Annotated in this window: 11 protein-coding genes and 1 pseudogene; 10 read left to right on the top strand and 2 right to left on the bottom strand. The window is 57.7% G+C overall.

Annotation, left to right across the window (positions count from 1 at the left end):
• Window positions 1-111: 111 nt before the first annotated feature.
• A complete protein-coding gene (locus AABB92_RS14980) occupies window positions 112-1,365 on the bottom strand; it encodes a serine hydrolase domain-containing protein (protein WP_082097604.1) in 1,254 nt (417 codons plus the stop codon).
• 271 nt (window positions 1,366-1,636) lie between these two features.
• Between AABB92_RS14980 and AABB92_RS14975 the strand changes: the two genes are divergently transcribed.
• The 10 genes and pseudogenes from AABB92_RS14975 (at window position 1,637) to AABB92_RS14925 (ending at window position 12,641) form a co-directional block, all read left to right on the top strand.
• A complete protein-coding gene (locus AABB92_RS14975) occupies window positions 1,637-2,305 on the top strand; it encodes a YecA/YgfB family protein (protein WP_031376331.1) in 669 nt (222 codons plus the stop codon).
• 191 nt (window positions 2,306-2,496) lie between these two features.
• The gene (uhpA, locus tag AABB92_RS14970; protein WP_031376330.1) at window positions 2,497-3,090 is read left to right on the top strand and encodes a response regulator transcription factor UhpA; all 594 of its coding nucleotides are present in this window, start codon (window positions 2,497-2,499) and stop codon (window positions 3,088-3,090) included.
• The gene (uhpB, locus tag AABB92_RS14965; protein ID WP_046289174.1) at window positions 3,087-4,586 is read left to right on the top strand and encodes a signal transduction histidine-protein kinase/phosphatase UhpB; all 1,500 of its coding nucleotides are present in this window, start codon (window positions 3,087-3,089) and stop codon (window positions 4,584-4,586) included. The genes uhpA and uhpB overlap by 4 nt, the downstream gene beginning before the upstream one ends.
• 9 nt (window positions 4,587-4,595) lie before the next feature.
• On the top strand, window positions 4,596-5,924 hold the full coding sequence (gene uhpC / locus AABB92_RS14960; protein WP_031375790.1) for an MFS transporter: 1,329 nt from the start codon (window positions 4,596-4,598) through the stop codon (window positions 5,922-5,924).
• A gap of 152 nt (window positions 5,925-6,076) precedes the next feature.
• Window positions 6,077-7,468, top strand: coding sequence for a hexose-6-phosphate:phosphate antiporter (uhpT, locus tag AABB92_RS14955; RefSeq protein WP_031375791.1), 1,392 nt, complete (start codon window positions 6,077-6,079; stop codon window positions 7,466-7,468).
• 397 nt (window positions 7,469-7,865) lie between these two features.
• Window positions 7,866-9,107, top strand: a complete 1,242-nt coding sequence (locus AABB92_RS14950) for an MFS transporter (protein ID WP_046289215.1) — start codon at window positions 7,866-7,868, stop codon at window positions 9,105-9,107.
• A 17-nt stretch (window positions 9,108-9,124) separates the two neighbouring features.
• Window positions 9,125-10,288: a mandelate racemase/muconate lactonizing enzyme family protein gene (locus AABB92_RS14945; RefSeq protein ID WP_031375792.1), complete on the top strand. Its 1,164-nt coding sequence runs from the start codon at window positions 9,125-9,127 to the stop codon at window positions 10,286-10,288.
• Window positions 10,282-11,178: a dihydrodipicolinate synthase family protein gene (locus tag AABB92_RS14940; protein WP_046289173.1), complete on the top strand. Its 897-nt coding sequence runs from the start codon at window positions 10,282-10,284 to the stop codon at window positions 11,176-11,178. Before AABB92_RS14945 ends, AABB92_RS14940 begins: the two co-directional genes overlap by 7 nt.
• A pseudogene (locus AABB92_RS23475) lies at window positions 11,175-12,067 on the top strand (2-dehydro-3-deoxygalactonokinase). The gene AABB92_RS14940 and the pseudogene AABB92_RS23475 overlap by 4 nt, the downstream one beginning before the upstream one ends.
• On the top strand, window positions 12,057-12,641 hold the full coding sequence (locus AABB92_RS14925) for a beta/alpha barrel domain-containing protein (RefSeq protein ID WP_031375793.1): 585 nt from the start codon (window positions 12,057-12,059) through the stop codon (window positions 12,639-12,641). Before AABB92_RS23475 ends, AABB92_RS14925 begins: the two are co-directional and overlap by 11 nt.
• Here the strand turns inward: AABB92_RS14925 and AABB92_RS14920 are convergent.
• Window positions 12,630-13,325, bottom strand: a complete 696-nt coding sequence (locus AABB92_RS14920; RefSeq protein WP_031375794.1) for a helix-turn-helix domain-containing protein — start codon at window positions 13,323-13,325, stop codon at window positions 12,630-12,632. The genes AABB92_RS14925 and AABB92_RS14920 overlap by 12 nt on opposite strands.
• Window positions 13,326-13,353: the final 28 nt, after the last annotated feature.

Genomic DNA, 13,353 nt, shown 5'->3' with positions numbered 1-13,353 from the left:
GATTTTAGTGACGGTAGACAGGCTAAAGACAATCTTTATAGCGATACAGTTCCCCTCGCGTCAAAGCTAAGTGTAAGGAAAGACGACGCTATTCGTTTCACCACGCACCGGTTACTGTCCAACCACTTTATCCTTAGTTGCCAGATCGACCAACAACGCAATGCCTAAATAGTTGCTCCAGTTAAAGGCGTTTTGCAGCACTACAATCGCGTTGCCACGGGCTTTATCGTAGCCGATAAAGCTGGCATAGCCGCCAATGTAACCGACCTGGTAGGTTATTTGCTCTCCCGCGACCCGATCGGTGACCCAGGCGATATTCTGTGCCTGGCTTCCCTGTTGATACCACGCCCGATTCACCGCGGCAAAGGCCTGATCCAGCGACCGATCGCCGGTGGCGCTCAGATGCGCACGCAGATAAGCGATCAAATCGCGTGCATTGCTGTAAAGACTGGCTGCCGCCACCATGTTGCCGTGGAAATGCCAGTCCGGCGTCAGCGCGCCACGGGCGATAAATTTGGGCTGATCGCCGGCGTGACCGAGTGCGCGCAGCGGATACCCGGCCAGCGTTTCGGGCCGGAAGCTGCTGTGCGTCATCTGCAACGGCGTAAAAATCAGCGTTGAGGCCAGCGACTGGATATCCTGATGAAAGCGTTCACGCAGAATATAACCGAGCAGCGCATAGCCGAGATTGGAGTAATGCGGCACGCGCACCGCTGGCGCAGAGAAATCGGCGAGATAATCGAGCAGCGCATCGCTGTCGAGATTGCTATAGAAGTTTTCGCCATTGCCCAGATAGCGGATGAACTGATGCAGCATCGGCAAGTCCATATCCTGACGCGGCAGACCAGCGGTGTGGGTGACCAGTTGCAGCAGCGTAATGCGTTTTGCGTCCTCGCTCAGCCGCACCCCAGGCAGCAGATCGGCCAGCGTGTCGTGCCAGTGCAGCTGGCCCTGATTCACCAGCTGGCTAATCACCTCTGCCGTCACCCCTTTACTCAGCGAACCGAGCGCAAACAGCGTGTCGGGCGTAATCGGATAACGGTGCTGCCGATCGGTCACCCCATAAGCGTAAAATTGTGCCGGACCACCACGATGAACGATCGCAATGCTGATGCCGGGAACCTGCTTTTGCTGCATGTAGTGACGCACAATGTCGTCAACATTTTCATGGAAGGTGGCGTGAGTCAGGTAAACGCGGTCGCCGACCGGGGCCGACGTCTGCGACAGAGTGCCACAACCCGCGAGGATCAGGATGATGGCAGGCCACAGCAGGGCTATTATTCTGAATCGGCCTGAGGCACGGCGGTGGAGATCCCGCCAGGTGCGAAGCGTGCTCGCCCGACCGGAGAAAAAGTCTGTTCTCATTTTTTATTATAATAATCAGTTAATTAAGTTTGATCGTGATGTAACAGACCCGCTGTCGCGCAAAAATGTATCACAAAGCGACAGTCGGCTATAGCGCGCTAAACCGACTAAAAGTGGTGTAACCGGCGGATTGAGGGTCGCCGTGCCGGCAACTGAAACCACCTGCCCGGCCTGAGGTAAGCTGTGTTGCAGCGCGCAAGGGTGTACACTGCTGCGGCTTTATGGCTTGAACGCCGTGCTCACATTTTTGAAATGCCCGGGAGGCAACCGCATGAAAGAAGGCCCACTGTCCGAGAAAGAGCTGCAATGGCTGGAAGATATGCTGGAAAAATATGGCAGCGAAGCGTCGATTCTGGATGTCTCCGAGCTGGACGGTCTGCTGACCGCCGTGCTGTCCGGACCGACCACCGTCGAACCCAGCAAATGGCTGGTGGCGCTGTGGGGCGGCGAGAAGCAGATCCCAAAATGGAGCAACGAACGTGAAATGACGCGTTTTATGGAGCTCTGTTTTCAGCACATGAATGATGTGGCTGACCGGCTGTCTGAATTCCCTGAGCAGTTCGAACCACTGTTTGGCATCCGTGAGATGGAAGGTCTGGAATTTACCGTGGTTGAAGAGTGGTGCTTCGGCTACATGCGCGGCGTATCGCTGACCGACTGGTCTGCCCTGCCGCAGGATCTGCAACCGGCGCTGGACGCCATCGCCTTACACGGCGTGGAAGAGAATCTCGAAAAACTGGATGCGATGACGCCGGACGAGATGGAAGCCAGTATTGAGGCGATCCGCCCTGCTGCGCTGGCGCTGCACGATCACTGGATCTCCCAGCCTGAAGCGGTGCCGGTGCCGCAGAAGCCGATCTCGGTAGAAAAGCTGCCAGGCCGTAACGATCCCTGCCCGTGCGGCAGCGGTAAAAAATATAAGCAGTGCTGTCTGCATTAATTCGTCACCTGGCCGGAGCGGGATCGCCGCCCGGCCTGCCACGCCAGACGATCCTGCCGCTGCGCTGACGATCGCTCCGATCCCACCGGGATCAACATCCCGCCACCGTCCTCGTGCCAGACTGCTCACGACTTGAACAGCCACGCGCTTATCGCTAAGGTAAGCGCGAATTTACCCGCCAGGAACGCATCATGATTACCATCGCGCTTATTGACGATCACCTGATCGTCCGCTCCGGGTTTGCCCAACTGCTGGGACTGGAACCCGATTTTCAGGTTGTGGCCGAGTTTGGATCGGGCCGTGAGGCGCTGGCGGGTTTACCGGGACGCGGCGTGCAGGTCTGTATCTGCGACATCTCGATGCCCGATCTCTCCGGTCTGGAACTGCTGAGCCAGCTTCCCGCCGGCTTAGCCACCATTATGCTGTCGGTACACGACAGTCCGGCGCTGGTGGAACAGGCGCTTAACGCCGGCGCGCGCGGTTATCTCTCCAAACGCTGTCGGCCCGATGAGCTGATCGCTGCCGTGCGCACGGTCTCGGCCGGTGGCTGTTACCTGACGCCGGAGATCGCCCTTAAGCTGGCCGCCGGACGTCAGGATCCGCTGACCCGACGCGAACGCCAGGTAGCCGAGAAACTGTCGCAGGGGATGCCGGTGAAAACCATTGCGGCCGAGCTGGGCCTGTCGCCAAAAACCGTTCACGTCCACCGCGCCAACCTGATGGAAAAGCTCGGCGTCAGCAACGACGTCGAGCTGGCGCGCCGCATGTTTGACGGCTGGCAATGACGCCGCTTCTGTCGCGGCTGATATCGGTGGCCGCCAGCGTCTGCATCTTTTCGGCGGCGTGGTTCTGCCTGTGGAGCATCAGCCTGCATCTGGTGCAACGGCCCGAGCTGGCGGTGCTGCTGTTTCCGTTTGGCCTGCGGCTGGGCCTGATGCTGCAATGTCCGCGCGGCTACTGGCCGGTGCTGCTGGCCAGCGAGTGGATGCTATTGATCTGGCTGTCGCACCAGGTCGCGCTGGCGCATCTGCCACTGCTGATGGTCGGCGGCGTGCTGACGCTGCTGCCGGTGGCGCTGATCTCCCGTTATCGCCACCAGCGCGACTGGCGCACGCTGCTGCGTCAGGGTGCCGCGCTGATCGCCGCCGCACTGCTGCAATCGCTGCCGTGGGCCGGTCAGCAGGAGATGCTGAACGCCCTGCTGCTGACGCTCACCGGCGGGCTGACGCTGGCCCCTACCTGCCTGGTCATCTGGCACTATCTCACCCGTACCCGCTGGCAGCCGCTGGGACCGGCGCTGATCTCCCAGCCGGTTAACTGGCGCGCCCGACATCTTATCTGGTATCTGCTGTTGTTTATCATCAGCCTGGGATTGCAGCTTGGCCTGCCGGCAGAGCTGGCGCGCTTTACGCCATTTTGTCTGGCGCTGCCGATTATTGCGCTGGCGTGGCACTACGGCTGGCAGGGTGCGCTGATCGCTACCCTGATGAACGCCATTGCCCTGATTGCCAGCCAGACCTGGCACGATCATCCGGTCGATCTGCTGCTATCGCTACTGGCGCAAAGCCTGACCGGACTGCTGCTCGGTGCCGGTATCCAGCGGCTGCGTGAGCTTAATCAGTCGCTGCAGCATGAGCTGGCGCGCAACCGGCGGCTGGCTGAACGTCTGGTCGAGACCGAAGAGAGCGTGCGCCAGGAGGTAGCGCGTGAGCTGCACGATGACATTGGCCAGACCATCACCGCGATTCGTACCCAGGCGGGCATCGTCCAGCGGCTGGCACCCGATAATGGCCGGGTGATCCAGAGCGGCGCGCACATCGAGCAGCTGTCGCTGGGAGTGTACGATTCGGTGCGGCGACTGCTGGGACGGTTACGGCCGCGTCAGCTAGACGATCTCTCGCTGGAGCAGGCGGTCCGCTCGCTGATGCGTGAGATGGAACTCGACGATCGCGGTATCGTCAGCCATCTCGACTGGCACATTGATGAGAACCTGCTCAGCGAAGGCCAGCGCGTCACGCTGTTTCGCGTCTGCCAGGAAGGCCTGAACAATATCGTGAAGCACGCCAGCGCCAGTGCGGTGATGCTCAAAGGCTGGCAGCAGGATGAACGAGTGATGCTGGTGATTGAAGATGATGGCTGCGGCCTGCCGTCCGGTTCCGGCCAGCAGGGTTTTGGTCTGGCCGGAATGCGCGAACGGGTGGCCGCGCTGGGCGGCACGCTGGCGATATCCTGTACCCACGGCACCCGCGTCAGCGTTCATTTGCCGCTGCGTACGGTGTGAGGAGTGAATGTGTTTAGCTTTCTGAAAACTCCGGCCAACGCCGCCCCGCTGCAGGATAAAGCGGAGATCGATCGCCGCTATCGCTACTGGCGACGGCATATCATGGTGACCATCTGGCTGGGCTATGCGCTGTTCTATTTCACCCGCAAAAGCTTCAACGCCGCCGCCCCGGAGATCCTCGCCAGCGGCGTGATGACCCGTACCGATATCGGCCTGCTGGCGACGCTGTTTTACATCACCTACGGCCTGTCGAAATTTTTCTCCGGCATCGTCAGCGACCGCTCCAACGCCCGCTACTTTATGGGGCTGGGACTGATTGCCACCGGGGTAGTGAACATCCTGTTCGGCTTCTCCACCTCGCTGTGGGCCTTTGCGTTGCTGTGGGCGGTTAACGCCTTCTTCCAGGGCTGGGGCGCGCCGGTCTGCGCCCGCCTGCTGACCGCCTGGTATTCGCGTAACGAACGTGGCGGCTGGTGGGCGCTGTGGAACACCGCGCACAACGTCGGTGGCGCACTGATACCGATGATGATCGGGGCGGTGGCGCTGCATTACGGCTGGCGCAGCGGGATGATGGTGGCCGGCGGATTAGCGATTCTGGCCGGTCTGTTTCTCTGCTGGCGACTGCGCGATCGGCCTCAGACCGTTGGCCTGCCCGAGGTCGGCGACTGGCGGCAGGATGAGATGGAGATGGCGCAGCAGCAGGAAGGCGCGGGCCTGAGCCGCAAAGCGATCCTCACCCGCTACGTGCTGCTGAACCCCTACATCTGGCTGCTGGCGCTGTGTTATGTGCTGGTTTACGTGGTACGCGCGGCGATCAACGACTGGGGCAATCTCTACATCTCGGAGACGCTGGGCGTCGATCTGGTAACCGCCAATTCAGCGGTGACGATGTTTGAGCTGGGCGGATTTATCGGCGCGCTGGTGGCCGGCTGGGGATCGGATAAGCTGTTTAACGGCAACCGCGGCCCGATGAACCTGATTTTCGCCGCCGGGATTCTGCTGTCGGTGGGATCGCTGTGGCTGATGCCGTTCACCAGTTACGTGATGCAGACGGCGTGCTTTTTCACTACCGGCTTCTTTATCTCGGGTCCGCAGATGCTGATTGGCATGGCGGCGGCCGAGTGTTCTCACAAGGAGGCGGCGGGTGCGGCGACCGGCTTTGTCGGGCTGTTCGCCTATCTTGGCGCGTCGCTCTCCGGCTGGCCGCTGGCGTGGGTGATCGACAGCTGGCACTGGAGCGGCTTCTTTGCGGTGATTGCGATTGCGGCCGGTATCTCCGCACTGCTGCTGCTGCCATTCCTCAATGCGCAGGCGCCGCGTCCGGTCGACGAAGCGTGATGCGCCTCTCCTTTTTGCCGCTTGTGGGGCAAAACTAAGAAATTTTCCTGGTTTCGCCTGGCGGCTGTCTCAGGCCAGGCGGGCGGCTGATTTTTACAATGCCAGCCATTCGCTGCCCGTTGCAGCTTTTCCAACCAGGAGAACCCCCATCCATGCTGGCCTTTCTTAATCAGGTGCGCAAGCCGACCCTGGACCTGCCGCTCGACGAGCGGCGCAAGCTGTGGTTCAGACCCTTTATGCAGTCCTATCTGGTAGTGTTTATCGGCTACCTGACCATGTATCTGATCCGCAAGAACTTCAACATTGCGCAGAACGATATGATCACCACCTACGGGCTAAGCATGACGCAGCTGGGGATGATTGGTCTCGGCTTCTCGATCACCTACGGCGTCGGTAAAACGCTGGTCTCCTATTACGCCGACGGCAAAAACACCAAGCAGTTCCTGCCGTTTATGCTGATCCTGTCGGCCATCTGTATGCTCGGCTTCAGCGCCAGCATGGGCACCGGATCGGTCAGTCTGTTCCTGATGATTGCGTTTTATGCCTTGAGCGGTTTCTTCCAGAGTACCGGCGGCTCCTGTAGCTACTCGACCATCACTAAATGGACCCCGCGCCGCAAGCGTGGCACCTATCTGGGGATGTGGAATATTTCGCATAACCTCGGCGGTGCCGGTGCGGCAGGCGTGGCGCTGTTTGGTGCCAATTATCTGTTCGACGGCCACGTGATTGGGATGTTTATCTTCCCGTCGATTATTGCGCTGATTGGTGGCTTTATCGGTCTGCGTTTCGGCAGTGATTCGCCGGAGTCGTATGGGCTGGGCAAAGCCGAAGAGCTGTTTGGTGAAGAGCTGAGCGAAGAAGATAAAGAAGCCGAAGATGAGTCGATGACCAAATGGCAGATCTTCGTTGAGTACGTGCTGAAAAACAAAGTGATCTGGCTGCTGTGCTTCGCCAATATCTTCCTGTATGTGGTGCGCATCGGCATCGATCAGTGGTCAACCGTTTACGCGTTTCAGGAGCTGAAACTCTCTAAAGAGGTGGCGATTCAGGGCTTTACCCTGTTTGAAGTCGGCGCGCTGGTCGGCACGCTGCTGTGGGGCTGGTTATCCGATCTGGCCAACGGTCGTCGCGGGCTGGTGGCCTGTGTAGCGCTGGCGCTGATTATCGCCACGCTGGGGATCTATCAGCATGCCAGCAACCAGTATATTTATCTGGCTTCGCTGTTCGCGCTCGGTTTTCTGGTATTTGGTCCGCAGCTGTTAATCGGCGTCGCCGCGGTCGGCTTTGTGCCGAAAAAAGCCATCGGCGCAGCGGATGGCATCAAAGGTACCTTCGCCTATCTGATTGGCGACAGCTTCGCCAAACTCGGCCTGGGCATGATCGCCGACGGCACGCCGATATTCGGCCTGACCGGCTGGGCCGGCACCTTTGCCGCGCTGGATGCCGCCGCTATCGCCTGTATCACTCTGATGGCGATGGTTGCAGTGATGGAAGAGCGCAAAATCCGCCGCGAGAAACGGCTGCAGCTGCTGAAGATGGCGTGATGTTAGGTAGCTGATAGGTGCCGCTGACGGTAAATCGCAACGGCCAGCGTGGCGGAGAGCAGTACGCTCTGCTGCGCTGGCCGTTTTTTTCATTAACAAGTTAATTAAAAGGTTAGTTAACAGGACTGGTGCCGGGCAGATGGCTGCATTTAACCGGCGCGCCGCTGGTTGCTTCACTATGTGAAGCAAAAAAACGATTCAATCTTTGCTCCACCTCACGCAATCCTCGCCCGTTCCGACATGCTGCGACTAAAGCTCATACGCTCATTCCAACAGCCACCCGATGTGGTCATCGTTATTACCCTCAGGAGAGCGTATGGATCATTCAGCCCGCCAGTACGGTATTGAGGTCGCGCCGACGACAGTTAAACGTTCGCCCAGACGCACCGCCAAAATTATGATGTCTGCCGGGATAGGTCACTTTATCGAGTGGTTTGACTTTGGCTTGTACGGCACCCTGGCGGCCATTATCGCCAGCAACTTTTTTGTCAGCGCCGATCCGGCGACCGCGCTGTTAAAGTCTTTCGCCGTGTTCGGTTCCGGCTTTCTTATGCGTCCATTGGGCGGGCTGTTCTTTGGCTCAATGGGCGATCGTCTGGGCCGACGCAAAGTGCTGGTCACGGTGATTGTGATTACCTCACTCTCAACCTTTGTGATGGGGATTTTGCCGACCTGGCACCAGGCAGGCATTATCGCCCCTATCCTGCTGGTAATAACCCGACTGGTGCAGGGCTTTGCGGCGGGCGGTGAAAGTTCCGGGGTTATTACTTATCTGGCCGAAAGCGCCGCACCGAACCGGCGGGCTACGCTCACCTGCTGGAGCGAAAACTTCAGCTTTATGGCCTTCGTTTGTGGCTCGGGGCTGGTACTGCTGCTGACCCATACGTTAGGCGACGCCGCAATGAACGACTGGGGATGGCGCATTCCCTTTCTGCTTGCCGCCCCGCTCGGCCTGGGTGGGCTGTATATGCGCCGCAATATGGAAGACTCGGCTGCATTTCACAAACTGCAGGCTAGCGGAAAGATCGAGAAATCGCCGCTGCGCAAAACGCTCAGCTCATCTGGCCGCGCCCTGCTTTTCTGCGTCGGCTTTGTGGTGGTTAAAGCGGTCAGCAGCTGGGTGCTGCAATCCTTTATGCCGGGCTACCTCTCCACCCATCTGCATTACAGCCGGACCGACTCTTATCTCATCACCACGCTGGGCTTGCTCAGTGTCGCTGTCTGTATGCCGCTTACCGGCTATCTTTCCGATCGCTGGGGCCGCCGTCCGTTAATGCTGATGGGATGTGGCGGCTTCATTCTGCTGACCTATCCCGCCATGTTGCTGATGACGCAAGGTTCGGTGATGACGTCGATAGCGGCCATGAGCCTGCTGGGCGTATTTGTCGCCATGTTTAACGGCGGCTGTGGCGCAGCGATGGTGGAGCTGTTTCCCACCGCCATTCGCTACGGCGGCATTGCCGTCGCCTACAACCTGACGGTAGCGGTATTTGGCGGCGTAACGCCTCTGGCCTCAGCCAGCCTGATTGCCTGGACCGGCGATCCGCTCTCTCCCGCCTGGTACGTAATGATCACTGCCCTCGTCTCTTTTATTGCGGTGTGGTTCGCCAAAGAGACCGCCGGCAAAATCCTTGATTAATCTGAACCGGAGTTAATATGCAAATCAGTCAGGTTGAATGCTTTCCGCTGAAAATTGCCGCTGACCAGATCTATCTGGGCGGCAACGCCACTGGCGATGAAGCGGATTATTATTATCGCCCTGAATACCGCTGCGTCTATTCCCGCAAGATGGAAACCTGCCTGGTAAAGATTACCACCCACGACGGCCACGTCGGCTGGGGCGAGGCGCTGGCACCGGTGGTGCCGCAGGTGATTGCTGAACTGATCAACCAGCTGTTCAGGCCGTTAATTATCGGTCGATCGCCGTTCGATAGCGCCGTGCTGAATTCACGCATGTACGATGCGATGCGCGATCGCGGCCATATCACGGGCTACCATATTGATGCGCTGGCCGCCGTAGATATCGCTCTGTGGGATCTTAAAGGCCAGATCCTCAATTTGCCGGTGTATCAGCTGCTCGGGGGAGCCTACCGCGAGACCATTCCTTGCTATGTCTCCGGCTTGCCGGAACCGGATCTGGAATCCCGCGCTGTGCTGGCCAGACGCTGGCAGGAAAAGGGGTTCAGCGCCTTTAAACTGGCATTGGGTTATGGCGTCAGCGAAGACATCCACAATGTAAAAGTTATCCGTGAAGCGCTCGGCCCGGAAGCACAACTGTTCGTTGATGCCCACTGGAATTACAGCGTTACCGAAGCGAGTGAACTCGCACAGCGCCTGCACGCGCTTGGTGTTGGCTTCCTTGAAGCGCCGCTGCTGCCAGAAGATGTTGCCGGTCATCGTGAACTGCGCGTCAAAAGCCCGATAGCCATTGCGCTGGGTGAAACGGAACGCACCCGCTATCAGTTTAAGCCGCTGATTGAGCAACGCGCCGCAGACATCCTGCAACCTGATGTTGGCCGTACCGGTATCAGCGAACTGATGCATATCGCCGCGCTGGCGGAAACCTGGAACCTGCGTGTAGCCCCTCATCTGAGCGTGGGTCAGGGGCCGTGTATCGCCGCCTCAATCCATGCCGCTGCCGCAATACCTAATCTGTTCATGCTTGAGTACCAGCCTCCGGTTTTCAACGTCGCTAATCAGTTACTTAAACAGCCGCTGGTCTGTGAACAAGGCGCATATCAGTTGCCAAGGGGAGCCGGACTGGGGATTGAAATCGATGAAGAGGGTCTACGTAAACATCTGACGGAGGCAACATGCTAAAAGGTAACGTGCCTATTCTGGCCACCGCGTTTACTGAACAAGGCGAGCTGGATCTTGCCTCGGTTGAACGCCTGGTCCACTTTCTGTTGCAGCAGGGCGTTGATGGGCTGGCGCTGTTTGGAAATGCCTCTGAAGGTTATGCCCTGACGCAGGATGAGAAGCAGGCGCTTTTTTACTGCGTCAAAAAACAGGTCGGCGATTTGCCGCTGGTGGCGGCGGCGGGCGGTGCCTCTTCAGCCGTCGCAATTGATGAGATCAACCGGGTACAGCGTTGGGGTGCCGATATCGCTATGGTTAATCCCCCCGCCGTGGTTAAACCCGGCCCGGAAGAACTCTACCGCTTCTGGCGGGATATCAGTCAGGCCTGCAGCATCGATATCATGATTCAGGATGCACCGCTGATGACCGGTGTGACCATGCCGGTAACGACGCTGGTTCGTATTTGCGAAGATTTCCCGACCATCAAGTACATCAAAGTTGAGCAGCCACCGACGACGCTAAAAATCAGCGCACTGAAACAGGCATTAGGCGATCGGGTCGGCCTGTTTGGCGGCCTGAATGCCGGCTTTCTGTTTGAAGAACTCTGCCGGGGGATAACCGGCACGATGCCGGCCTGCGAATTCCCGGACGTGATTAATACCATTCTTCACTGCTGGCATCAGGATCGAAAAGCAGCCCAGAGCCATTTTTACCGTTACCTGCCCTTTCTTCGCTACGGTGTCCAGCCCGGTATCGGCGTGGCTATTCATAAAACCGTGCTGCACCGGGCAGGGATTTTTAGCAGTGATTACGTCCGCGAACCGGCAAAAAGTCTGGATGAGATTACCCGTCTGGAGCTGAAGGAACTGACCGATGCGCTGCCGCTGGCGGTACTGGAGAGGCAGGCATGAACTATATCGCGGTCGACTGGGGCACCAGTAATTTTCGGGCGCTGAGCGTACGAGATGGCAGGATGATCAAAACGGTCGAGGCGGACTGCGGGGTCGGTAAATGCCAGCGCGATGCCTTGCCGTTAATATTGCAGCAGCAACTGTTACGGCTCGGCGAGGCTTATGATGAACAGCTGCCGGTTATATTGTGCGGCATGATTGGCAGCAATATCGGCCTCGCTGACGCGGGATATTTCAGTTTACCGCTTAGCTTCAGCGCGCTTTTCGGTAAAGGCCAGCCGCTGCCGGGGATCATCCCGAACCCGGTGAGTCTGCGCCCGGGTATCTGTGACCGACGGGTGAATGAAATATGCCGCGGGGAAGAGATGCAACTGGCCGGCGGGTTGATGCTCTCTGCTGCGCAGAACTTTGCCGCTGTCGGCACCCACAGTAAGTGGCTCCGAGTCGATCGTCAGCAGCAGCAGGTGACCCGATTACAGACGCTGATGACCGGTGAGCTGTATGCGCTATTGCTTAATCACTCGGTGCTGGCAAGGGATTGCCCGAGCAATGCTGGTCACACCAAGCCTTTCTAAGCGGTATTGAAACGGCGCAGAGTATTCAGCATCAGCAAACCGATTTGATTAGCGAGCTTTTCCGCTGTCGGGGGCGTTATATCCTTAAGGCCCTCGCGGCAGAGGCGGCTGCGGCATGGCTATCCGGATTACTGATTGGCCATGAACTTTTATCCGGGGCGACTAACCCGGAGACGATCTGTTTTATCGGCAGTGAAAGCCTGTTAGCGCATTACCGGCTGGCCTGTGAGGCGCTAAATCAGCCGGCAGAATTTCTGCCTGCGGAAACCGCCCTGATAGCCGGACTGAATGAGGTGTTCCGCCATGGCTATTAACTCACAGGTTATCGCTATATTACGCGGCATTCGTCCGGAAGAGGTTAATCAACATATCCGCTGCCTGCTGGATAATGACATCAGCCAGATAGAAATCACAGCTAACTCGCCTGACTGGCAATCCAGTATTCACAGAGCGGTTAAGCACTTCGGTTCCCACCTGAATATTGGTGCAGGAACGGTGGTTAATCGCCGCCAGGTCGATGAAAGCCTGGCCGCCGGAGCCCGATTTATTCTCACACCCAATCTTGATCCGCAGCTGATAGCCGAAGCGAAAAAGCAGGGATTAACGGTGTATGCCGGAGTGTTTAGCGCCAGTGAAATTTTCCTTGCTGCCGGACTGGGCGTGGAGGTAATGAAAATATTTCCGGCCTGCGCATTGCCGGTTAATTATCCGCAACTGATCAAAGGCCCGCTTTCTCAGCCGGTACGGTTTTCAGCGGTCGGCGGGATAACGGTCGATAATGCGGCTGACTATCTGGTTCACTATGACAGTGTCGGGATAGGTTCGTCGTTGTACAAGCCCGGGCAGTCGGTTGCTGAAACGGCGAAGCGCTGTAAGTTATTGATTTAATATAGTCATTGGTTCGCCACTGATTTTTTTCGCGGCAGATATCAGGTACAAACTTAACATCTCAACGTCCATCTTTTCACTGTTGATATTGGATAAGGCGATGGCCGCTGGCATGCCGGGGATATTACATGCCAGTCGGTAATCATGCTGACCATAGGCTTTGGCGAACACCTGATGGCGGCGTGCCTGTTCAATATCATTTTTCAGCAGCCGATAATCATGAATACCGATTTGGCTGATAATTTCCTCATCACTCATTGCTGATAATAATTTGATGCCAATCACCGAGTCATGCACCGGATAGGATTGATAATTCCCGATAGCACGGGCAATACTTTCTCCTCCGCGTGTATGGATGATGTAGACCACATTGGTGCCGCTCAGGACGCCGATAACAATAGAAATAGCCGGGTTGCCGCTCTCTTCCAGAATGCCGATCACCGCATTATAAAACGCTGAATTATGGATAGCGTAGGCCGAGAGACGATGGATACCGATGCCGAGGCTGTATTTGCGCCGCGCATCGCGATGCACCATATCCAGCGCCAGCAGCGTTTTCATCAGGCGCGTTATTTTGGCCGAGTCGAGCGACAGTTCACGTCCCATTTCACGAATGCCCTGCGGCCGGCTCGCTGAAGCGAGCAGCTCCAGGCAGCGGAAAGCGTCATAGACGGTACTGTTCATAATGAGTTCCGGGTGCGGGCGTGATTCA

It is taken from the genome of Pantoea brenneri, assembly GCF_038594305.1.
Lineage (GTDB): Bacteria > Pseudomonadota > Gammaproteobacteria > Enterobacterales > Enterobacteriaceae > Pantoea > Pantoea brenneri.
The sequence above is the reverse complement of the archived record's forward strand: the minus strand, read 5'-3'. Positions and strand labels throughout refer to the sequence as shown.

Bases quoted from the DNA above. Each gene is read 5' to 3' on its own strand.
- AABB92_RS14980 (WP_082097604.1), bottom strand. From the start codon at position 1,365: ATGAGAACAGACTTTTTCTCCGGTCGGGCGAGCACGCTTCGCACCTGG.
- AABB92_RS14975 (WP_031376331.1), top strand. From the start codon at position 1,637: ATGAAAGAAGGCCCACTGTCCGAGAAAGAGCTGCAATGGCTGGAAGAT.
- uhpA (WP_031376330.1), top strand. From the start codon at position 2,497: ATGATTACCATCGCGCTTATTGACGATCACCTGATCGTCCGCTCCGGG.
- uhpB (WP_046289174.1), top strand. From the start codon at position 3,087: ATGACGCCGCTTCTGTCGCGGCTGATATCGGTGGCCGCCAGCGTCTGC.
- uhpT (WP_031375791.1), top strand. From the start codon at position 6,077: ATGCTGGCCTTTCTTAATCAGGTGCGCAAGCCGACCCTGGACCTGCCG.
- AABB92_RS14950 (WP_046289215.1), top strand. From the start codon at position 7,866: ATGATGTCTGCCGGGATAGGTCACTTTATCGAGTGGTTTGACTTTGGC.
- AABB92_RS14945 (WP_031375792.1), top strand. From the start codon at position 9,125: ATGCAAATCAGTCAGGTTGAATGCTTTCCGCTGAAAATTGCCGCTGAC.
- AABB92_RS14940 (WP_046289173.1), top strand. From the start codon at position 10,282: ATGCTAAAAGGTAACGTGCCTATTCTGGCCACCGCGTTTACTGAACAA.
- AABB92_RS14925 (WP_031375793.1), top strand. From the start codon at position 12,057: ATGGCTATTAACTCACAGGTTATCGCTATATTACGCGGCATTCGTCCG.
- AABB92_RS14920 (WP_031375794.1), bottom strand. From the start codon at position 13,325: ATGAACAGTACCGTCTATGACGCTTTCCGCTGCCTGGAGCTGCTCGCT.